We start from the raw sequence: 21,925 nt of genomic DNA on the forward strand, positions 1-21,925 counted from the left end.
GCAAAAGTGATGTTTGAGTATATGTAAAGAACCAAATCGCCTAACGAGAATAGTTGTTGATTAACCCACATTTGTCGCGGGGACAATCATCGTCTTAACTGTGATCGAGTCTTTCTGCAATCACCGATAAAACCGACAAGAGGCGATGCAATGAGCAATCCGACCAAGGCAAGAAAAAGCGATAGCAGTGTCGATGCATGGGCCATTCTGTTCCTGATTATTCTGGTAGTAGGGACGGCGGTATTCTGGGTCAGTCATCAGTAAACGACCGATCCGGGTCCGCTTCCGACGATTGTCGGACAAAAAACGGGATCAGGCGTCAATAGCCGCTGATTAGGGGGCTATAATGCGCGGCCATTTTTCCTTGGGCCCGGATCATTCATGTTGAAGTTTTTCCACCTCAGCCTTCTGCTGTTCGGTGCGGTTTTCGGCTCTGCGGCCCGGGCCGAGTCGGTGCTGTTCCTCAATCCTGGGTCAACTCAGGAAGCCTTCTGGGTCAGCTATTCGCAATTCATGCAGGCGGCCGCCCGCGACCTGGGCGTCGATTTGCAGATTCTCTATTCCCAGCGCCAGCCGGAATTCACCCTGGCCCAGGCCAGAGTTGCCCTGCAGGGACCGAATCGTCCCGACTATCTGGTATTCGTCAACGAGCAGTACGTGGCGCCGCAGATCCTGCGTATGGCGGAGGGCAGTGGGGTCAAGCTGTTCATGGTCAACGCGGTGCTCACCCCCGATCAGCAGGCGATGATCGGCGAGCGTGCCGATCGCATCGGCAGCCTGGTGCCGAATGACGAGGAGGGCGGCTACCTGATGATGAAGGAGCTGATTCGCCTGCATCCGCCGGTGGCGCGGGGCGAACAGATCGAAGTCCTGGCGTTTTCCGGCCTGAAGATCACCCCGTCAGCGCAATTGCGCGAGCAGGGCATGCAACGCGCTCTGGCCGAGCATCCGCAGGTTCGACTGCGGCAACTGGTGCACGGCGGCTGGACCCGGCAACGTGCCTACGAACAGGCGCGGCAACTGGTCAGCCGTTATCCGAAGGTGTCGCTGGTGTGGGCAGCCAATGATGAAATGGCCTTTGGCGCCATGCATGCGTTTGCCGAAGCCGGCAAAGTCCCCGGCAAGGACGTGCTGTTCAGTGCGGTCAACACCTCGCCCGAGGCGTTGCAGGCGGTGGTCGATGGACGCTTGAGCGCGCTGGTGGGCGGACACTTCACGCTGGGTGGCTGGGCGCTGGTGGAGTTGCATGATTACGATCAGGGCGTCGATCTGGACCGGTATGGCGGACGTGACCGGCAATTGTCGCTGCTGCAACTGATCGACAAGCATCAGGCACAGCAAATGCTGGCCATGGGCGCCGCGCCGGATTACGGCGTGAGTTTTCGCAAGTTATCGGCCAAGGAGCGTCCCGCGTCCTATCGCTACCCGTTCAGCCTGCAGATCCTGATGCACTGAACCCTGTCAGACCCCGGCGAAATGCAGCACCAGCTTGACGATGACAAACAGCGTCAAAGCGAACACGGCGGTGAAGCCGATCCCCAGGATCACGAAATGGCTGGGCTTGCCATGGGTGAAGTCCCTTGCCCGATTTTTCCCGCTTTGCACGCCGAATGCCGCAGCCATCACGCTGTGCAGCATCTGCCAGAAGCTCGGTGGCTTGTTGTCGACTGGATCGTCCATAAATCCCCCGTCCGAAAGGCTGTCCCGACAGCATAGTCAATCCAGCGGGTTGTGCCGTGGTCGCACGCGGGTTCCAGACTTGTCCGGTAACACGTTCATGCCGATACGATAACTATGTACCGCAGATCACCGTGGCGGACATGGTGTCCTGTCCTCCCATTTTTCAGGAGAGACAGGATGTCCACTCATCCCCCGACATTGCCCCGCGCGCCGGTCAGCGCCAGCCTTCACGGCAAGCTGCTGGAGCAGCTGATCCCCGATTGGCTGATTGCCGCTTCGCCCGCACGGCGAGCCGCGATGAAAGCAGCCAGTACCCGTCCAGCGCACGGCTATCACCATTTCTCGAATGATCAGCAACAAGCCTTGAAAGACCGTGTCACGGCGGCCTTTGTCGCCCAGACCCGGCTCGACAAGACCATGGCCGGCCTTGAAAGCATCGATGCATTTGCCCAGGCGCTGCTTGGCAAGGCACTCAAGGATCAGTTCAACGTCACGGTCGATCTCGGCAAGACCTTGCTGTGTCTCAGACGGCCCCTCGAACTCGGGGTGCTGGAAGTTGAAGTTTCCACGTTCGAAGTGTTGAAGCTGCCCTTGCTGCAAGCGGCATTGCACAACTTCGAGGCTCAGGAATGTGAAGCGGGTGCCTATCACGCCAGATCCGGTTTCGTGGTCGAGACGGCGACTCCGGGCGAATTTCAGGCAGTAGACATCGGCATAACGGTCGGGCAGTTTCTGACGCTGTGTCGTTCGCTGGACGTCGGTGCCCGTTATCAGGCAAGGATCAAAGCGTTTTTCGAGAAAACCGACACCTTGCGCCGGCACTTCATTGCCAGCCAGAAAACCGCGTTGCATGCCGCCGCTGAATGGGCGCTGCTGAAACAGGACATCGAGCCCGCCGACTACCGGATGATTCTGTCGGTGGTGGACGGCCAGATCCATCCGCAGCTCGGCGGCAAGGCCGTGTGGTTTCGTGATCTGAGCCTGATGAAGCGGCGGATGACCGGTTGCGTGGTGTTCAGCATCAGCGAGCGCTACCGCTACACCAACGAGTTCATTGTCTACATTCCCCATGACCCGCAACACCCACTCAAGCGTTACACCATGGCGCAGATGCGGGAGGTGTTCAAAGGCAAGTTCACCGCGACTGACCCTACGGCTTCCGCGCCAGGCGCGACCGCTTACCAGCAGTTTTTCAGTCAGTTCGTGGCTTATGCCGACCGTCCTTACTATTTCAGTCAGTTCACCCAAAAGGCTGCGGACTCGCCGAGTGACCCGTTGCATTCGATCTGGGTCAAGGTCGCACAGCTGATACCGCCACTGTCGACCATCGCGCGAATCAAGGAGCTGCCACCCGAAGCCCCCGGCAAGCGCGAGCCGCAGCCTGACCCGTATCTCGACCCGTTGCCAACCACGCGCAAAGGCGTGGCCGGGATCTGGGCCGACAACACTGATCTGTGGCAGTACCTCTATGAGCAGCACCAGGCCAAATTTATCGCCGACGCGCGTGCGCATGCCGTGCCCACAGCGGACGTCGACGCCCGGGTGCGGGCTGAAAAGCTCAGTCATCTGCTCGAACTCGGCATGATGGCGTTGAACATGGTGTCGATGTTCGTCCCGGTACTGGGCGAAATCATGATGACCGTGATGGCCGGGCAACTGCTCTATGAATCATTCGAAGGCGCTATCGAATGGTCGGAAGGTGATCGCCAGGCTGCCAAGGCGCATCTGGTCGATGTCGCGCAGAACCTGGCGCTGATTGGCGTGATGGGCGCGGTCGGCAAGGGCGCAGGCCGACTCCAGGCGGCCTCCGCCGAGCCCGTGATCGAGCACCTGCAGCCGGTCGAACGGCCTGACGGTTCGGTCCGCTTGTGGAAGCCTGACCTTGATGCCTACGTCAGCGATAGTGTCCTGCCAGCGACTGTCGTACCCGATGCGCAGGGCGTGTATCGATTCGATGGCAAGACCTTCATTCGCCAGCAAGGCAAGGTCTACCAGACGCACTACGACGAGGCCTTGAATAGCTGGCGCATCCGCCACCCGCGTGATCCTGCAGCGTATCGACCGATCCTGGAGCACAATCGACTGGGGGCCTGGCGCCACAATCTCGAGCGACCGCTGAGCTGGGATCGGCTGACTCTGCTGCGGCGCATCGGTCACTCGACTGAGGCGTTTTCGGATGCGCAACTGCTCGAAATCGCCGATGTCAGTGGTGTCAGTGATGAGGCCCTGCGTCAGATGCACCTCGATCATCAGCCAGCGCCACTGGCCCTGGCCGATACGCTGCGCCTGTACGAGGCGGATCAGCAGGTTGGGCGGCTGATCGATCAGGTCGAACGAGGGGCCGCCCTGGATGATTCGTATCTGTTGACGCTGCCAATGCTCACGCAAATGCCGCGCTGGCCGAGCGGGTTGATTCTGCAAGTCTTCGACGGAGCGCAGCTGTCCGGCCCCAGCCGGCTGTTCGGCGCAGAATCAGGCTTGATCGAGGGCCAGACGCATACACCGATCCAGGTGACCCGCGCCGAAGTGCTCGACGGCCAATTGCCTGAGCGTATTCTGGCCGCGCTGGATGAGCCGCAAACACGTTGGCTGCTGGGCGCCGAGCCGGCGCGTGTGGTCGCATCCCGGCCGCTGGAACTGCGCAAACAGATCGCCGATTACCTGCGCACCCGGCAACCGGCGATGTTCGACAGGCTCTATGACGAGCCCGCGTTGAACGACCGGCGAATCGCCAGGCTGCAAGCCGCGACACCGGGGTTGGGCAGTTCGGCGGCAATCCGCGTGCTGCTGGAGGCGAACGCCGAGGAGCTGGCGCGCCTGCAAAGCGGCAAGCGGGTGCCGTTGCGGCTGCTGGAGATCTCCCGTGAATTTGCCCGGCGACGCCGCTTCAACCACGCGGTCGCCGGCCTGCACATGGAAAATTCCGGCGGCAGCGAAAGCCAATGGCTGGCCTTGCGCGCCCTGGAACGACTGCCGGGCTGGTCGGACGAGGTGCGTCTCGAGGTGCGCGAAGGTAGCCTCGACGGGCCGTTGATTGACAGCGTCGGCAGCGAAAGTGCCGGCCAAACCAAGTATCTGGTCAAGCGCGGGCCGGTCTATCAGGCGTACAACGAGCGCGGCGAAGAGCTGAACAGCATTCCGCGTCACGGCGACAACTTTTTTGCCTCAATCCTCCATGCCTTGCCCGACCAGTCGCGACAGGCCCTGGGTTTTACCCAGGTTGCGCGTAGCGCCGGACTGCGTCGGGCACTGATCCGGTATGTGGCCCGACACCGTGCCGAACTGGCTCGACTGGCGAGCAGACGCCATGGCCACAAGCAACGCTTCAAGGCGCCGGTGCGGGTACGCCAGCACGGGCTGGGTTATTACGCCAGCGGTCGTGGCGAAGGCGTCAATCCGTTGCTGGTGACGCGTGTGCAGGATGTGTATCCGGCGCTAACGGATCAGCAGGCGGGCGGGTTCATCCTCAAACAATTGGCCGCTGGGCGGACTGACGCACAGATCTACGAACTGTTGCAAAGGCGCCTGCGTGAATGGCAGGAGCTCGAATCGACGCTGGCGCAATGGGAAGGTGTGCCGGCCCCGGAGCCGACGCTGGAGTCGATGATCGGCGGCCGATCGAGCGTGGTGCGCAGCCTCAAGCAGAGCTGGCGCAATTCGCCGCTGGCCGATAGCCGCGCGAGTGCCGCACGCCTCGATTTGACCTGCGATGACCCGTTGCCGGTGCTGACGGCGGACTTCTCGCATGTGCGCGATCTGCGAGTCAGGGGGCGCTGCATCACCGATGCCAACGTCGATGAACTGTTGGGCAGTTTCCCCAGGCTCAAGTCGCTGCGCATCAACGCCACCGCAGAAGCGTTCACTAACGTGCCGGTGGTGTTGCAGAACCTGCCGGAATTCACTGACCTGACGCTTTACAGCGCAATGCCCTATGCCGCCGATATGCCGGCACGCCTGGCTCAATTGACCCGGCTGGAAGCTTTGAGTGTCAGCACCGCGAGCTATCAGCCGCTGGCTTTCGACGTCAGCGGCATGCGTAATCTGCGCACACTGGAAATCGTCGCCTATTCATTGTTCGACTGGCCTGCGGGTGCGCTGGAGTTACCGGCCCTGGAGCGTCTGAACCTCAGGGACACCGGAATCAGCACCGTGCCGGCAACACTGTTGCAGGGGCATGGAAAACTCTGGTCGGGGCTGTCGCTGGACTGGTCAAGATTCTCCCGGGAAAACTTCACGGGCGTGTACGAATACGTCAAGACCCATCCAGAACACCTGATCGACCGTGAGACGATGGTCAGGGATTATTGCCGCGGCGAGTTGCGGCGCCTGGGCGAGGGCGTGAATCAATCGCCGGAGGGGGTGTTCAATCGCTTCTTCGAGCAATGGCCGGATGAGCAGCAGCGTTTCACCGCCATCAATGCCTTGAGCGATCAATATGCCGCGCTGGATAGCCAACTCAATCAGTGGCAGCAGCGCGTGGTGGTGTCGGCAGAATCGCTGCGCGAACTTGTCGCGCGATCAAACCTGGCCCATGTCCTGAAAACCAGTTGGCGCAAGGGCATGTTCAAGCGCTATGGCGCGACGCTCAGCGCTTCGACCCTGGACTTGTCGGGGCTGATGCTCAGCGACCTGCCGGCGTTACCCGCTGACGCATTTGCGCATGTACGCACGCTGCTGCTCAACGGCCAGCGCGTTGCGGCCGCGCAGATGCGCGGTTTCCTCAGTGCGTTCAGCGAAGTGCGAACCCTTGATCTGAGTGACAATGCCTTGCACGAATGGCCGATCGAGTCGCAGAGCCTTTCGCGCCTGGTGCACCTGGATCTGGCCGAGAATCAGTTGACCGACGCTTCAGGCCTGGAGCGCGGATTGAGTGAATTGCCTGCGCTCGAACAGTTGAATCTGCGGAGCAATCCGCTGAGCGAGATGAACGTTGGCAGCCTGCAGCGCTTGAAGGCCCTCGATCTGCAGGCAACGCACCTGCAACAGTGGCCGACAGGGGCCGAAGGTCTGCCGCAACTGGCGTGGCTGGATCTGCGCGACACCCGTATCAGCACGCTGCCGCCTGCCGTGCTCGAGAGCACCGCACTGCTCAATACCAACCTGACCGGTACGCCGCTGAGCGCAGCAGCGTCGGCTGAACTGCGTCTGGCGCAACGGCGGCTCGAGCACACTCTCGGCCTGCCTGCCGGCGCGTTGGATGCGTTTGCCCGGCAGCCAGTGCCGGCGACCTTTCCGCCGGCAGAGAACGGTGTATCAGTGGCCCGCCAGTTGCTGCCGCTGACGCAGGCGCCGGTCAGTACCGGGCTGACACGGATGCGCCAGGACCTGCAGCGAGTGCAGCCGGCCCTTAGTGATGAACAAGCCACGCAAATGATCGAGGCGCTGCGCAATGAGGGTGCGACCGATGTGCAGGTCGGCGAGCGGATCACCGGTTGGAGTCAGACCTTTGAAACCCTCGTTCGCCAACTCAATGGCTGGCTGTATACCCGGGAAACCCGTGGCGTCGACTGGGTTATCTCCTCGCAATCACGCAGCCTGGCGGCGTGGCGCATCCTCACCTGCTGGCGCGCACGGTTATCGGTTGCCGGGGTCGATGCGGTTCTGGATCTCAACGGCCTGCAATTGGGCGATCTGCCGCCGCTGCCTGAGGACTTTGGGCATGTCGGCAGTTTGAACCTGACAGGCACACGAGTGACGGCCGAGGGCAGCAACGGCTTTCTCAAGGCTTTCACCCGCCTGCGCAGTCTGACCCTCAATGGCAATGAGCTCACCGCGCTGCCTGATGCCGTCCGGCAAATGCCGGAGCTTGAGCGACTCGAGCTTGCCAGCAACAACTTCAATGACACCGAGCATCTGTATGCCGCGCTGTCCGGTCTGCAGCATCTGCAGGCACTGGACCTGGGCTACAACCATCTCGATGCGTTCGACGTCAGTTACTTCGAGCATTTGCAAAGTCTGGATCTGCGCAACAACAACCTGGCCGAATGGCCGGCCGGGACGCTGGATGCGCAGCACCTGCGGACACTCAACCTCAGTCGCAACGACATCACCGCCATCCCCGAACAGGCGCTGGACGGTCAGCACGATGAGCTGATGGACGGCACCGACCTGACTGACAACTACAACCTGTCGGAGGAGTCGCTTGAAAGGCTCAGAACCTATCAAGCTGCGGGTAACCGCCCGCGAGTGCTTGGTTTCTCCAGTTCCGATCTGGAGGAAATGGCTGACGACGTTGCCGGCGGGCTCAGTGAAACCACCGACAGCATCGAGTCCGACGAAACCCTCCCGGGCGAACAGGCCCATGCGCAACAGAAAGCGCCGTGGCTGGCGAATCTGCCGGCGGATCAGGCGTTGGCACGCGACAGGCTCTGGGATCAACTCGCTGCCGAACCGGATAGCGCGGCATTCTTCCATTTGCTTGATCGATTGCAGGACACCCAGGAGTTTCGCGTGGCCAACGCCGATCTGACCCGGCGGGTGTGGATGGTCATGGAAGCGGCGGCGGCCAACAGTGAGCTGCGCGAGGTGATTTTCGCCGGTTCGGCCACACACGGGACTTGCGTGGACGGGCGCATCCTTACGTTCAGTGGTCTGGAGAGCAAGGTCTTCACCTACAACGCCTTGCTCGATTTGCCGGCCGGTCGCCCGGGAATCCGCGGCGAGGCCTTGTTGTCGCTGTCGCGGCAGCTGTTTCGGCTGGACAAGGTCGATGAACTGGCAAAAGCGGCGGCGGCGCGCAGTGGTTTCGACGAAGCCGAAGTCCGCCTCGGTTATCGGATCGGTCTGACCGGGGGCTGGGACGATGGACTGGAATTGCCCGGGCAGCCGAAAAACATGAAATTTGCCTCCGGTGTCACCCCGCAGCAGTTGGTCAATGCGCGGGCCGAGGTGGTTAACGCGGAACGTTCCGACAGATTTCTGGAGGACTTGATCCAGCGCGATTACTGGCTGGATTATCTCAAGGAGCAGCAGCCCGAAGCGTTCAGGCAAATGGATGAAGCGCAGTTGCTGGAGGAGGGCGAAGATGAAGGTCTGAGTGCTGACGATCCGCTCTATCTGAGCAGGCTGTTCGATCAGGCGGCGGCGCGAAATGCCAGGCTCATCGAATTGTCGCGAGAGGAGATTGAACGGATCGGTTTGTTTGCCGGTAACGCACAACGGCCCGGTACATCCGGGCCATTGTCAGGCGGGTAAAACCCGCTGAACGGTCAGTCCCCGGAAGGTCCGGGGACTGACCGTTGCGGTCATTCGTCGTAACCGAGGTTCGGCGCCAGCCAGCGCTCGGTCACACTCAGCTCCTGACCTTTGCGCGAGGTGTAGCTCTGCACCTGATCCTTGTCGACCTTGCCCACGGCAAAGTATTGCGCCTGCGGATGGGCGAAGTACCAGCCGCTGACCGCTGCCGCCGGGAACATCGCATAGTGTTCGGTGAGGAAGACGCCGCTGCGGCCCGCGCGCATTTCCCTGGCCTCAGGATCGAGCAGGGTGAACAGCGTGGCCTTCTCGGTGTGATCCGGGCAGGCCGGATAACCCGGTGCCGGACGGATACCGGAATACTGCTCTTTGATCAGCGCGTCGTTGTCCAGCGCCTCATCCTTGGCGTAACCCCAGTGCTCTTTGCGCACTTGCTGGTGCAGCCATTCGGCGCAGGCCTCGGCCAGACGGTCGGCCAGTGCCTTGACCATGATCGAGTTGTAGTCGTCGCCAGCGTCCTGATAGGCCTTGGCGACTTCTTCGGCGCCGATGCCGGCGGTGGTGATGAAACCACCGACGTAGTCGGTCACTTCGCTGTCTTTCGGGGCGACGAAGTCGGCCAGCGAGAAATTCGGCTTGCCGTCAGTCTTGATGATCTGCTGGCGCAGGTGATGCAGGCGCGCCATCGGCTTGCCGTCATCGCCGTACAGTTCGATGTCGTCGTCATGCACCTGATTGGCCGGCCAGAAACCGAACACCGCACGGGCGCTGATCAGCTTCTCGTCGATCAGCTTGGTGAGCATCTCGCGCGCGTCCTTGTACAGCGCGGTGGCGGCTTCACCGACCACTTCGTCTTCGAGGATGCGCGGGAATTTGCCGGCCAGGTCCCAGGAGATGAAGAACGGCGTCCAGTCGATGTACTCGGCCAGAACGTTGAGGTCGATGTTGTCCAGCACGCGAGTGCCGGTGAAGGTCGGCTTGACCGGCGTGTAGTTCGCCCAGTCGAACTGTGGCTTCTTGGCAATCGCTGCCGCGTAGCTCAGGCGCTCGGTACGGGCGCTGCGGTTGGCGGTGCGCTCACGCACATCGACGTATTCCAGACGGGTCTTCTCGACGAAACCGGCCTTGAGTTCCTTGGATAACAACTGTGTCGCCACACCCACGGCGCGCGAGGCGTCGGTGACGTAGACCACCGCGTCGTTGCTGTACTTCGGCTCGATCTTCACCGCAGTGTGCGCCTTGGACGTGGTCGCGCCACCGATCATCAGCGGCAGATGGAAATCCTGACGCTGCATTTCGCGGGCCACGTGGACCATCTCGTCCAGCGACGGAGTGATCAGCCCGGACAGGCCAATGATGTCGCACTTCTCTTCCTTGGCCACCTGGAGAATTTTCTCCGCCGGGACCATCACGCCGAGGTCGACGATGTCGTAGCCGTTGCAACCCAGCACCACGCCGACGATGTTCTTGCCGATGTCGTGCACGTCGCCTTTTACCGTGGCCATCAGGATCTTGCCCTTGGCTTCCGGTTTGTCGCCTTTTTCCAGTTCGATGAACGGGATCAGATGCGCCACGGCCTGCTTCATTACGCGGGCGGATTTCACCACCTGCGGCAGGAACATTTTGCCGGCGCCGAACAGGTCGCCGACGATGTTCATGCCGGACATCAGCGGGCCTTCGATGACTTCGATCGGCCGCGCGAACGACTGGCGCGACTCTTCGGTGTCTTCGACGATGTGGGTGGTAATGCCCTTGACCAGCGCATGCTCCAGACGCTTGTTGACGTCCCAGCTGCGCCACTCTTCGGTCTCGGCTTCCTTGACGCTGCCGTCGCCCTTGTACTTGTCAGCGATGGCGAGGAGGGCGTCGGTGCCTTCCGGCGTGCGGTTGAGGATCACGTCTTCGACGGCATCGCGCAGCTCCTGCGGGATCTGGTCGTAGATTTCCAGCTGACCGGCGTTGACGATACCCATGGTCAGGCCGGCGCGGATCGCGTACAGCAGGAACACCGAGTGAATCGCTTCACGCACCGGGTTGTTGCCACGGAACGAGAACGACACGTTGGACACGCCGCCGGAACTCAGCGCATACGGCAGCTCGTCGCGGATATAGGCACAGGCGTTGATGAAGTCCACCGCGTAGTTGTTGTGTTCTTCGATACCGGTGGCCACGGCGAAGATGTTCGGGTCGAAGATGATGTCTTCCGGCGGGAAGCCGACTTCGTTGACCAGAATGTCGTAGGAGCGTTTGCAGATTTCTTTCTTGCGCGCTTCGGTGTCGGCCTGGCCGGCTTCGTCGAACGCCATCACCACCACCGCAGCGCCGTAGCGTTTGCACAGCTTGGCGTGATGGATGAACTGCTCGACGCCTTCTTTCATGCTGATCGAGTTGACGATGCCCTTGCCCTGAATGCACTTCAGACCGGCTTCGATCACTTCCCATTTCGACGAGTCGATCATGATCGGCACGCGGGAGATGTCCGGCTCACCGGCGATCAGATTGAGGAAGGTCACCATGGCCTTCTTCGAATCGAGCATGCCTTCGTCCATGTTGATGTCGATCACCTGCGCGCCGGCCTCGACCTGCTGCAGGGCGACTTCCAGGGCTTCGGTGTAATTGTCTTCACGGATCAGACGGGCGAACTTGGCGGAACCGGTGATGTTGGTGCGCTCGCCGACGTTGACGAACAGCGAGCTGCGATCGATGGTGAACGGTTCCAGACCGGACAGGCGGCAAGCCTTGGGAATGTCCGGAATCTGTCGCGGCGCGTAACCGGCCACGGCTTTGGCGATGGCTTCGATATGGCCCGGGGTGGTGCCGCAGCAACCGCCGACGATATTGAGGAAGCCGCTCTGGGCAAATTCTTCGATGACTTTGGCGGTGTCCACCGGCAATTCGTCGTACTCGCCGAACTCGTTCGGCAGACCGGCGTTCGGGTGCGCGGAAACGTGGGTGCTGGCCTTATTCGACAGCTCTTCCAGGTATGGGCGCAGTTCACTGGCGCCGAGCGCGCAGTTGAGGCCGACCGAGATTGGCTTGGCGTGGGCCACGGAGTTCCAGAATGCTTCGGTGGTCTGGCCCGACAGGGTACGGCCGGACGCATCGGTGATGGTCCCGGAAATCATGATCGGAAGTTCGATGTGCAGCTCTTCGAACACGCCTTGCACGGCGAAGATCGCGGCTTTGGCGTTGAGTGTGTCGAAGATGGTTTCGATCAGGATCAGATCGACGCCACCTTCGATCAGGCCCTTGGTGGCCTCGGTGTAGTTTTCCACCAGTTCGTCGAAGGTGACGTTGCGGTAGCCGGGGTTGTTGACGTCCGGCGACAGCGAGCAGGTACGGCTGGTCGGGCCGAGCACGCCGGCGACGAAACGTGGCTTGTCCGGGTTTTCGGCGGTCTTGGCGTCGGCCACCTTGCGCGCCAGTCGCGCGCCTTCTACGTTTAATTCGTACGCCAGCTCTTCCATGCCGTAGTCGGCCATGGAAATGCGCGTGGCGTTGAAGGTGTTGGTTTCCAGAATGTCGGCGCCGGCATCCAGATAGGCCTTTTCGATGCCGCCGATCACGTCCGGACGGGTAATCACCAGCAGGTCGTTGTTGCCCTTGACGTCACTCGGCCAGTCAGCGAAGCGTTTGCCGCGATAATCCTGTTCTTCGAGCTTGTAGCTCTGGATCATCGTGCCCATGCCGCCGTCGAGAATCAGGATGCGCTCTTTGAGGGCTTGCTTGAGAGCTTGAAGGCGGACGCTGCGATCGGACATTGGGACTACTCGAAAAGACCATGACGAAGGGCCGGGATCATAACAAACCTGTGCGCTTTTGGAGCACGTGCTGCTTTTGCATGAATATCGTTCATGTTGGTACGAGCGTCATACTGTAGAATCGCGGGCGTTTTTTTCACGATCGGGATCATGGGCATGTCGTACCGCGTCATCAGCATTTTCTTGCTGTTCTTAAGCTGGGGCGCCATTGCGCAGGAACCCGCGATCTCACCTTCTATTTCATATACGCGTGACATCCAGCCAATCTTCACCGAGAAGTGTGTGGCCTGCCATGCCTGCTACGACTCGGCGTGCCAGCTCAATCTGGGCAGCGGCGAAGGCGCAGGGCGGGGCGCAAGCAAGATGCCGGTCTACGACGGCGAACGCACTCAGGCGGCGCCGACCACGCGGCTGTTCTACGACGCCTTCGGCAAACGTGCCTGGCAGCAGAAGGGCTTTTATTCGGTACTCGATGCCCAGGGTAGCCAAGCGGCGCTGATGGCGCGGATGCTGGAACTGGGCCACAAAACCCCGCTGACCCCGAATGCCAAGCTGCCGGAAGACATCGTGCTCGGCCTGCAACGGGAAAACATGTGCGCGATGCCCGCCGAGTTTGACGGCTATGCCGGCGCCCACCCGAAAGAAGGCATGCCGCTGGCGGTGACCGGGCTGACCGATCAGCAATACCAGACCCTGCAACGCTGGCTGGCGTCCGGTGCGCCGATCGACGAGCAGGGGCTGGCGCCGAGCGCCAGGGAAGCGCTGCAAATCGTCCAGTGGGAAAACCTGCTCAATGCGCCGGGGGCGCGGCAGAGTCTGGTCGGGCGCTGGCTGTTCGAACACTGGTTCCTCGCGCATATCTATTTCAAGGACGGCGAGCCGGGGCACTACTTCCAGTGGGTGCGTTCGCGCACGCCGACAGGGCAGCCGATCGACCTGATCGCCACCCGCCGCCCGAATGACGATCCGGGCACTCAGGTGTATTACCGCTTGTGGCCGGTGCAAGGGGTGATCGTGCACAAGACCCACATCACCTATCCGCTGAGTGCGGCGAAGATGGCGCGGGTCAAGAGTCTGTTCTACAGCGGCAACTGGCAGGTCAATGCGTTGCCGGGTTACGGCCCGCAGAGCCGGGCCAACCCGTTCGCCACCTTCGAGGCGATTCCGGCGCAGGCGCGTTACCAGTTCATGCTCGATAACGCTGAATACTTCGTCCGCACCTTCATTCGCGGGCCGGTGTGCCGTGGGCAGATTGCGACGGATGTGATCCGCGATAACTTCTGGGCGCTGTTCCAGGCGCCGGAACATGATCTTTACATCACCGACCCCAACTATCGCGGCCAGGCCACGCCGTTGCTGGCAATGCCCGGGCAGAACGATGACGTCGGCAGTGTGCTGAGCCTGTGGCACAACTACCGCAACAAGCGCAACGAATACGAAGCCCTGCGCCGCGACAGTTACGCCGAACTGCCGGCTCCGAGCTGGTCAACCCTGTGGGCCGGCAACGACAACGCGCTGCTGAGCATTTTCCGCCACTTCGACAGTGCGTCGGTGACCAAAGGCCTGATCGGCGAAGTGCCACAGACCATGTGGCTGTTCGACTATCCGCTGCTGGAGCGCACCTATTATCAGTTGGCGGTCAACTTCGATGTGTTCGGCAACGTCTCCCATCAGGCGCAGACTCGTCTGTATTTCGACCTGATCCGCAACGGCGCCGAGCAGAACTTCCTGCGCCTGATGCCGGCCGATTCCCGCGAGGACTACCTCGACGATTGGTACCAAAGCAGCGGCCAGTTCAAGATGTGGCTCGACTATGAGGCGATCGACGACGACAAACCGACCGCGCTGAAACTCGATCCGAAGGACCCGAAATACGATTTCGCCATGCAGTTGCTGGCGCGTTACGGCGATCTGAATGCGCGACCGGATCCGATCAACCGCTGTGACGGCGCCTACTGCTCGCGGCCGAATATCGACCCAGCGCTGCAAAATGCCGAGCAGGCGCTGAGCCGCCTGACGTCGCGTCCGGCCGCCGGTTTGAAGGTCATCGACCAATTGCCGGAAGCGACCATGCTGCGCATTGAAACCCGCAGCGGCAAACGCGAGGTGTACAGCCTGCTGCGCAATCGCGCGCACAGCAACGTGGCGTTCCTGTTGGGCGAGTCGCTGCGCTATCAGCCAGGGCTGGACACCTTGACCATTTACCCGGGCGTGCTCAGCAGCTATCCGAACTTCATCTTCAACATTCCGGCCGAGCAAGTATCGGAATTTGTCGATGCCATGGAGAATGCCAAGGATGCCGATCGTTTCGAGAAAATCGTCGAACGCTGGGGGATCCGTCGCAGTCATCCGCAATTCTGGTTCTATTTCCACGACCTGAGCCAATACCTCCACGAAACTGACCCGGTGGAAGAGGGCGTGCTGGACATGAACCGCTACCAGAATCTTTGATCGTTTAATACAGGTCGACTGTCCTAATTCTTAGCAACACCGCACATTCCCTGTAGGAGTGAGCCTGCTCGCGATGGCGTCAGTCCATTCAGAATGGTTGTCGCCTGACATGCCGTCATCGCGAGCAGGCTCACTCCTACAAGGGGTCGGTGGTGGTTTTGAGAGTTGTGGACAGGAGCCGATCATGTTGATTTCAGTGCAGGCCCTGCGAGCGCTTGCCGCGTGGACGGTGGTCTGTCACCACTTCATGCAGATTTTCTTCGACTTCAAGGCGCGCGGCCCGGTCGGGCAGTTCTTCATCGACAAAGGCGCAGTCGGCGTCGATGTTTTCTTCGTCATCAGTGGTCTGGTGATTTTCCTCTCCACCGAAAGCAAAGCACTGCCGCCCGCGCGCTTCCTGCTGTACCGACTTTTTCGCATCGTCCCGGCGTACTGGCTGTACACGCTGTTGATGGCGTTGCTGGTGCTGTTCGCCCGGCCAATGTTGCCGGATCAGACGGTGGACTGGGCGCATTTCCTCGCGTCGCTGTTATTCATTCCTGCGCAAAACCCCGGCGGCTACGGGATTTATCCGACGCTGAATGTCGGCTGGACGCTCAACTACGAAATGCTCTTCTATGTGTTGTTTGCATGCGCGCTGGTGTTCCGCTGGCAGGTGCGTTTGCTGGTGGTCGCCGCGTTGCTGTTTTCGGTGTGTCAGGCGTTCGGCTGGCTCAACGAGTTTTACCGTTCCGACATCGTCTACGAGTTTCTGCTGGGGATCGGCATTGGCGTGCTCTATCGCCGGGGCTGGATTGGCGCCGGCCTGTGGCTGCCGCTGTTGGCGATGGGCGCTGCGATGATGGCGATCTATCACCTGGCACCGGCGCCAAGGTTATTGAACTGGGGCGTGCCGAGCGCGGTGCTAGTGATGGCTTGCATGGCGCTGGAGCGCTACGTCGAGCGCAATCGGGTGATGAAATGGCTCGGTGACTGTTCCTATTCGGTGTATCTGATGCACGTGTTGGTGTTGTCGGTTGGTGGTTTTATCGCGCGACGCTACGGAATCAACCCGTATCTGATGTTCATCGTCTGCGCTCTGGCGATTGGTGGGGGGTCATGGTTGAGCTACGAATGGGTGGAAAAACGCAGCTATCAGTGGCTTAAAGCGCGGATCGAGGGCGAACCGATGCGCGCACCTGTCGAGAATCTTTCCCGACAAAAATACTAGGACTTTGTCCGGCGCAATGATTGGCGTAAACTGCGCCCAAGCCTGCGAGGAGTTTCCATGACCGCTATTACCATTACCGACGCCGCCCACGATTACCTGGCCGATCTGCTCTCCAAGCAGAACACCCCGGGCATCGGCATCCGCGTCTTCATCACCCAGCCTGGCACCCAGTACGCCGAAACCTGCATTGCCTACTGCAAGCCGGGCGAAGAAAAACCTGAAGATACCGCGCTGGGGCTGAAAAGCTTCACTGCCTATATCGACTCGTTCAGCGAAGCGTTCCTTGACGACGCCGTCGTCGATTACGCCACCGACCGCATGGGCGGCCAGCTGACCATCAAGGCGCCAAACGCCAAAGTGCCGATGGTCAACGCCGACAGCCCGGTCAACGAGCGCATCAACTACTACCTGCAAACCGAAATCAACCCGGGGCTGGCCAGCCACGGCGGTCAGGTCAGCCTGATCGATGTGGTCGAGGACGGCATTGCCGTGCTGCAGTTCGGCGGCGGCTGCCAGGGCTGCGGCCAGGCCGACGTGACCCTGAAGGAAGGCATCGAGCGCACCTTGCTCGAGCGAATTCCAGAGCTCAAAGGTGTGCGCGACGTGACCGACCACACGCAGAAAGAAAACGCCTACTACTGAGTAAGGTGTTCACTGCGAACACGAAAAACGGCGCCCCGTGAGCGCCGTTTTTTTTGCGTGAAATTCAATGATGCCTTCGCGAGCAAGCCCGCCCCCACATTTGGGCGCATTCCAAATGTGGGAGCGGGCTTGCTCGCGAAAGGGCCTTCATGGGCGATAGAGGTGTGCATGCCCCGCGCGATACAGCGACGACTCGCTAAACACCTCACTGCCCAACACCCGCCCGACCAGAATCAACGCTGTGCGCCGAAACCCCTTGGCCGCAACTTTCTCGGCAATATCTTCCAGCGTCCCCACCACCCAGTCCTGATCCGGCCATGTCGCCCGGTGAATCACCGCAATCGGGCAATCCGCGCCGTAATGCGGCAGCAGTTCGGCGATGATTTTCTGCAGATGATTGACCCCCAGATGAATCGCCATGGTCGCGCCATGCTGCGCCAGACTGCTCAACTCCTCACCCGCCGGCATTGCGGTCTTGTCCGCGTAGCGGGTCAGAATCACGCTCTGCGACACGTCCGGCAGTGTCAGTTCCGCGCCTAGCAAGGCTGCACACGCTGCGGTCGCGGTGACGCCGGGAATGATCTCGAACGGAATATTCAGCTCGCGCAGATAACGAATCTGCTCGCCAATCGCGCCATACAGACTCGGATCACCCGAGTGCACCCGCGCCACGTCCTGGCCCTTGGCATGGGCGGATTTGATCAGTTCAATGATCTGCTCCAGATGCAATTCGGCGCTGTTGACCACGGTTTCAGCCTGATGCCCCTCCAGCACCGCAGCCGGTACCAGCGAGCCTGCGTAGATGATCACCGGGCAACTGCGGATCAGCCGCTGGCCTTTGACGGTGATCAATTCCGGGTCGCCGGGGCCGGCGCCGATGAAGTAGACGGTCATGAAGAAATCCTGTGAAAAACGGGGCAGGGCAACGCTTCAGATGAAGATTGCTCATGATCAAACGGGGGGATTATCGGGAATTTACGCAGCGCCGGCCAATGCCAAGGTTGCCTGAGCGTATTTTTGCCGGGAAATCAGCAGTTTTGCCGGTGCCTGAATCAACTGCTCGGCGAGGGCCAGGGCGGCACTTTCCGCCACGCCGTAGCAACCGGTGCGCTCGTAGGCGATCTGCGAATGGTGGCTCAGACGTTGCTGATAACTGGCCAGTTCGTCGCTGCTGAAATACAACAGCGGCAACGCCAGTTGGCTGGCCAGTTCCTGCAGGCCGGGTTCATCGCGTTTAAGATCGATGCTGGCCAAGGCCTTGACCGCTTCAAGTTCTATACGATGCGCCTGCAACGCCTGATCGAGTAACGCGCGCAGCGTGCTGACCGGGCAGCCGCGCTGGCAGCCCAGGCCGACTACAAAGGTCGGCGCTGCGCGGTCATCGGTCATGCGTGGTACTGACCATCGCTTTTGCGGCGGAACAACCAGGCGCTGATCAGGCCCAGGGCCAGCCAGAACGCCACGTTGGTCAACTGCGAAGCGATTTTGAACTGGGTTTCCAGCGCTTCCGGAGCGAGCATCGAATGCACTTCCGGTTGCGGAGCGCCGATCACGTGCGGCACGGCGAGGATCGCCACGCCCAGCAACTTCATCAACCAGTGGCGGCTGAACACAATCAACGCCAGGCCAACAGCGGTGGAGGCAGCGGTGCCGATCCACCAGGTTTGCCGCGAAGCCAGATCGGCTGCGGCGGTGCCCGGCAGTTCAGGCGGCAGGCCCAGGGTCGGCGCAAGGACGAAGGTCGCGTAGCCGGCCAGGCCCCAGAGCAGGCCTTGCGAGGTTTTGGTCGGTGCACGCAAGGTGTACAGGCCGGCGAGCATCAGGGCGAAACCGACTGCCACCACCAGATTGCCGCCGGTGGTCGAGACCACGCGTTGCCAGCCGTCCTCCGGCTCCCAGGCTTCGGCGTCATGGTTGTGAGCAGCCGTACCGGCGGCGTGTTCGTGAACGGCCACCGGTTCGGACTTCTCGAAGGTTTCGGCTTGTAGAATCAGCGGCGAGACCCAGAAACTTTGCAGCAACGTCAGCAGCAGGGCGGCCAGCAGGCCGGTGAAACCTGCGGTTTGCGCGATACGCTTGATCATGTCGGCAGGTCTCAGTGGCACGGGAACGCGGCGCTGTGGCGGGTATCGTGGGCGGCGTTATGCACCGCTTCGATGTGCGAGAAACCGGCGAAGTACACAAGGCTGGCCCCCAGAATCGACGCGAAGATTGCGGCGGTCAGGCGTTGGCTCAAGGTGGCGGTGCTGGAGATTTTGTCGGTGTTGCTGCCGGTGCTGCTGATGATCGACATGGCGCTTCCCTCTGGAGTGTCAGCGGGTGATATAGAGCGCATGAAAACCCCTGCGAGTCGGGCACGCAGAGGTTCGAACAGCGCCCGCCCACCGCGGGTTTGTTATGTTCAGCGACGCAAACTGCGCACTGTGTGTTGCGGGCCGGTCTCCGGGCTCACGAGGGGTTGGCGTCTGGCCGACCTGCAAGCGTCACCTTCCCATGCCGCGTTGGCACAGTGGATCTGACGCTTCGCTCGCTTACCGTTGCGGGGGCAGCACCGGACTGACATGGCTTTGAGTAAAGCACATGATTCACCGGTTTCCCGTTTCACCCTGTGAAGGGCACCCGTAACAAGTTGTGTAGGAGACCATGAGGGGAGGATTTGAGTCAATTGGGATTGGGGGCATATCCGTTGCTGCGGTAACGGCCACTTAGGGTTCCGCCCTTACGGCGGGTCACTTTTGGCAAACGCCCCAAAAGTAACCAAAAGGTCTATGCCCTGACGTTCGGCCCTCGCTTAGGCTCGGGTTCCTTCGCTCCGGGATTCATCCGGGGGGCAGCGCCTACGGTTTGCTTCGCTGCACCTCCTCTCGCTGTGTTTGGCTGCGCCAAACGGTCGCTGCGCTCCCACCCCCGGACAAATCCCTCCACTCAGCCTGCCGACGGGCCCTCAGATCAAAAGCGGTACTCGAGCTAACGCTCATTGTGTTGAGTGGGGCGGCTGCGCCGCATGGGGCTGTACACAATCTAAACTGTGGGAGCGGGCTTGCTCGCGAAGGCGGCCTGACAGCCGACCAATCTCTAACTGAATACACCCACTCCCGTGTAGGAGCTGCCGAAGGCTGCGATCTTTTGATCTGCTTTGGCTTTGGCTTTGGCTTTGGCTTTGGCTTTGGCTCTGGCTTTTGATGTGGCTTTTGATCTTCTGCCCCTTCGGCAGGCCGAGCGTAGGTGTCCATCAGGGGGAAGGCGCGCAGCGCCATGCGGCGAAGCCGCATACATCGAGAGGAGGTGCAGCGAAGCAAACCGTAGGCGATGCCCCCGGATGGACACCGTAGCGAGGGAACACTGAGCCTAAGCGAAGTGCCGTACGCCGGGGCAAAGCCTTTTGGGTTACCTTTTCGGCGTTTGGAAAAGGTGACTCGCTGTAAGAGCGAAACCGCCAGCGGCGACACCCGCAGCAACGGATATGCCCCCAATCCAAAAAAACCAAACCCCGTAACCCGAAGTCTGGCAAAAGTGACCCGCCGCAACGGCGAAACCGTAATCAGCAACCCCCGCAGCAACGGATATGCCCCCAATCCAACCATTGACCGGTCACCACCCGATGCGTAGCCTTGCGCTTTCGAGGTTCTTCGGCCCACGCCGAAGCTAAGAAGGGAACGCGGTCAAAGCCGCGGCTGCCCCCGCAACTGTGAACGGTGAAGTTCGTTGCCACGCCACTGCCAGCTCAATCCACTGAGCCCGCGGGAAGGCGCAACGAACGCCGGGCCCAAGGCCCGAACACCGTCAGCCAGGAGACCTGCCTCGTCACAGATTTCTCACTACAACCGGGCGGGGTGATCCGGTGGCGAATTCTTCCGCGCGCACGCTCGCAGCGGATCTCGTCCCGTATGCCCGCCACCTTGCCAAAGGGCATCCGATGAAAACACTGGCCAAACTCCCCGTCACCATCGTCACCGGTTTCCTCGGCTCGGGCAAAACCACCTTGCTGCGACACATGCTCGACAACGCTCAGGGCCGTCGCATCGCGGTGATCGTCAACGAGTTCGGCGAGCTGGGCATCGACGGTGAAATCCTCAAGCAATGCACCATCGGCTGCACCGAAGAAGAAGCCACCGGCCGCGTCTACGAACTGGCCAACGGCTGCCTGTGCTGCACGGTGCAGGAAGAGTTCTTCCCGGTGATGCGTGAACTGGTCGCCCGGCGCGGTGACCTCGATCACATCCTGATCGAGACGTCCGGTCTGGCCCTGCCAAAACCGCTGGTACAAGCCTTCCAGTGGCCGGAAATCCGCAGCGCCTGCACCGTGGATGCGGTGATCACCGTGGTCGACAGCCCGGCCGTGGCTACCGGCACCTTCGCCGCGTTCCCGGATCAGGTCGATGCCCAGCGCAAACTCGACCCGAACCTCGATCACGAGTCGCCGCTGCACGAACTGTTCGCCGACCAACTGGCCAGCGCCGATCTGGTGATCCTCAACAAGGCCGACCAGACCTGCGCCGAAGATCTGGCTCGCGTTCGCGCCGAAGTCGCCGAAGAACTGCCGCCAGCGGTGAAAATCATCGAAGCCAGCAACGGTCGCCTGCCACTGGACGTGCTGATCGGTCTCGGTGCCGGATCCGAAGAACATATCGACAGCCGCCACAGCCATCACGATCACCACCACGACGGTGATGACGACCATGATGACCACGATCACGACGCCTTCGATTCAATCTCTATCGAACTGCCGCAAGCCGACGAAAGCCTGCTGCTCGACGCGCTGACGCAACTGGTTGTGCAGCACGGCATCCTGCGCGTGAAGGGCTTCGCGGCGATTCCGAACAAGCCGATGCGCCTGTTGATTCAGGGCGTGGGCACGCGTTTCGACAAGCACTTCGACCGCCAGTGGGGCGCTGACGAAGCGCGCGTCACCCGTTTGGTGCTGATCGGTCAGGCACTCGACGCCGCGCAACTCGAAGCGCAACTGCGCGCCGCGCTCAGCGTTTAA

Annotated in this window: 12 protein-coding genes and 2 riboswitches; of the genes, 6 read left to right on the forward strand and 6 right to left on the reverse strand. The window is 61.1% G+C overall.

What is annotated here, in order from left to right; all coding sequences use genetic code 11:
* The first annotated feature begins 381 nt into the window (after positions 1-381).
* Entirely contained in the window at positions 382-1,455 is a 1,074-nt protein-coding gene (locus tag LVD08_RS21210) for an ABC transporter substrate-binding protein (RefSeq protein ID WP_247269179.1), read from the forward strand.
* A gap of 6 nt (positions 1,456-1,461) precedes the next feature.
* Here the strand turns inward: LVD08_RS21210 and LVD08_RS21215 are convergent, their stop codons facing one another.
* Positions 1,462-1,680 (reverse strand): DUF2970 domain-containing protein, encoded by a 219-nt coding sequence (locus tag LVD08_RS21215; protein ID WP_007967863.1) that lies wholly within the window; start codon positions 1,678-1,680, stop codon positions 1,462-1,464.
* Between the two features lie 177 nt (positions 1,681-1,857).
* On the opposite strand from LVD08_RS21215, the gene LVD08_RS21220 reads away from it, so the two are divergent.
* Positions 1,858-8,874 carry an NEL-type E3 ubiquitin ligase domain-containing protein gene (locus tag LVD08_RS21220; protein ID WP_247269180.1) on the forward strand — a complete coding sequence of 2,339 codons (7,017 nt, stop codon included), beginning with the start codon at positions 1,858-1,860 and terminating at the stop codon, positions 8,872-8,874.
* 50 nt (positions 8,875-8,924) lie between these two features.
* Here LVD08_RS21220 and metH read toward each other — a convergent pair whose 3' ends face one another.
* On the reverse strand, positions 8,925-12,635 hold the full coding sequence (metH, locus tag LVD08_RS21225; RefSeq protein ID WP_247269181.1) for a methionine synthase: 3,711 nt from the start codon (positions 12,633-12,635) through the stop codon (positions 8,925-8,927).
* A 156-nt stretch (positions 12,636-12,791) separates the two neighbouring features.
* Here metH and LVD08_RS21230 point away from each other — a divergent pair, with 156 nt between their 5' ends.
* The 3 genes from LVD08_RS21230 to nfuA all read left to right on the forward strand — a co-directional run bounded on the left by LVD08_RS21230 (position 12,792) and on the right by nfuA (position 16,938).
* Positions 12,792-15,086, forward strand: a complete 2,295-nt coding sequence (locus LVD08_RS21230) for a fatty acid cis/trans isomerase (protein WP_247269182.1) — start codon at positions 12,792-12,794, stop codon at positions 15,084-15,086.
* A gap of 184 nt (positions 15,087-15,270) precedes the next feature.
* Positions 15,271-16,296, forward strand: coding sequence for an acyltransferase family protein (locus tag LVD08_RS21235; protein WP_247269183.1), 1,026 nt, complete (start codon positions 15,271-15,273; stop codon positions 16,294-16,296).
* Positions 16,297-16,353: 57 nt separating this feature from the next.
* Positions 16,354-16,938, forward strand: coding sequence for a Fe-S biogenesis protein NfuA (gene nfuA / locus LVD08_RS21240; protein WP_003225494.1), 585 nt, complete (start codon positions 16,354-16,356; stop codon positions 16,936-16,938).
* A gap of 147 nt (positions 16,939-17,085) precedes the next feature.
* Here nfuA and cobM read toward each other — a convergent pair whose 3' ends face one another.
* The 4 genes from cobM to LVD08_RS21260 form a co-directional block, all read right to left on the reverse strand.
* Positions 17,086-17,832: a precorrin-4 C(11)-methyltransferase gene (gene cobM / locus LVD08_RS21245; protein WP_247269184.1), complete on the reverse strand. Its 747-nt coding sequence runs from the start codon at positions 17,830-17,832 to the stop codon at positions 17,086-17,088.
* Between the two features lie 81 nt (positions 17,833-17,913).
* Positions 17,914-18,327 (reverse strand): cobalamin biosynthesis protein, encoded by a 414-nt coding sequence (locus tag LVD08_RS21250; protein WP_041072679.1) that lies wholly within the window; start codon positions 18,325-18,327, stop codon positions 17,914-17,916.
* Positions 18,324-19,022 (reverse strand): CbtA family protein, encoded by a 699-nt coding sequence (locus LVD08_RS21255; RefSeq protein ID WP_247269185.1) that lies wholly within the window; start codon positions 19,020-19,022, stop codon positions 18,324-18,326. Before LVD08_RS21255 ends, LVD08_RS21250 begins: the two co-directional genes overlap by 4 nt.
* An 11-nt stretch (positions 19,023-19,033) precedes the next feature.
* Complete coding sequence (locus tag LVD08_RS21260) at positions 19,034-19,231, reverse strand: CbtB domain-containing protein (RefSeq protein ID WP_003225486.1); 198 nt, start codon at positions 19,229-19,231, stop codon at positions 19,034-19,036.
* A 123-nt stretch (positions 19,232-19,354) separates the two neighbouring features.
* Positions 19,355-19,576: riboswitch (cobalamin riboswitch) on the reverse strand.
* 967 nt (positions 19,577-20,543) lie between these two features.
* Positions 20,544-20,756, forward strand: a riboswitch (cobalamin riboswitch).
* A 98-nt stretch (positions 20,757-20,854) separates the two neighbouring features.
* On the opposite strand from LVD08_RS21260, the gene cobW reads away from it, so the two are divergent.
* On the forward strand, positions 20,855-21,925 hold the full coding sequence (gene cobW, locus LVD08_RS21265; protein WP_274621254.1) for a cobalamin biosynthesis protein CobW: 1,071 nt from the start codon (positions 20,855-20,857) through the stop codon (positions 21,923-21,925).

The sequence above is a fragment of the Pseudomonas sp. YL2 genome (assembly GCF_023063025.1).
Classification (GTDB): domain Bacteria; phylum Pseudomonadota; class Gammaproteobacteria; order Pseudomonadales; family Pseudomonadaceae; genus Aquipseudomonas; species Aquipseudomonas putida_A.

Coding starts and splice junctions, on each gene's coding strand:
- LVD08_RS21210 (WP_247269179.1), top strand. CDS start 382: ATGTTGAAGTTTTTCCACCTCAGCCTTCTGCTGTTCGGTGCGGTTTTC.
- LVD08_RS21215 (WP_007967863.1), bottom strand. CDS start 1,680: ATGGACGATCCAGTCGACAACAAGCCACCGAGCTTCTGGCAGATGCTG.
- LVD08_RS21220 (WP_247269180.1), top strand. CDS start 1,858: ATGTCCACTCATCCCCCGACATTGCCCCGCGCGCCGGTCAGCGCCAGC.
- metH (WP_247269181.1), bottom strand. CDS start 12,635: ATGTCCGATCGCAGCGTCCGCCTTCAAGCTCTCAAGCAAGCCCTCAAA.
- LVD08_RS21230 (WP_247269182.1), top strand. CDS start 12,792: ATGTCGTACCGCGTCATCAGCATTTTCTTGCTGTTCTTAAGCTGGGGC.
- LVD08_RS21235 (WP_247269183.1), top strand. CDS start 15,271: ATGTTGATTTCAGTGCAGGCCCTGCGAGCGCTTGCCGCGTGGACGGTG.
- nfuA (WP_003225494.1), top strand. CDS start 16,354: ATGACCGCTATTACCATTACCGACGCCGCCCACGATTACCTGGCCGAT.
- cobM (WP_247269184.1), bottom strand. CDS start 17,832: ATGACCGTCTACTTCATCGGCGCCGGCCCCGGCGACCCGGAATTGATC.
- LVD08_RS21250 (WP_041072679.1), bottom strand. CDS start 18,327: ATGACCGATGACCGCGCAGCGCCGACCTTTGTAGTCGGCCTGGGCTGC.
- LVD08_RS21255 (WP_247269185.1), bottom strand. CDS start 19,022: ATGATCAAGCGTATCGCGCAAACCGCAGGTTTCACCGGCCTGCTGGCC.
- LVD08_RS21260 (WP_003225486.1), bottom strand. CDS start 19,231: ATGTCGATCATCAGCAGCACCGGCAGCAACACCGACAAAATCTCCAGC.
- cobW (WP_274621254.1), top strand. CDS start 20,855: ATGAAAACACTGGCCAAACTCCCCGTCACCATCGTCACCGGTTTCCTC.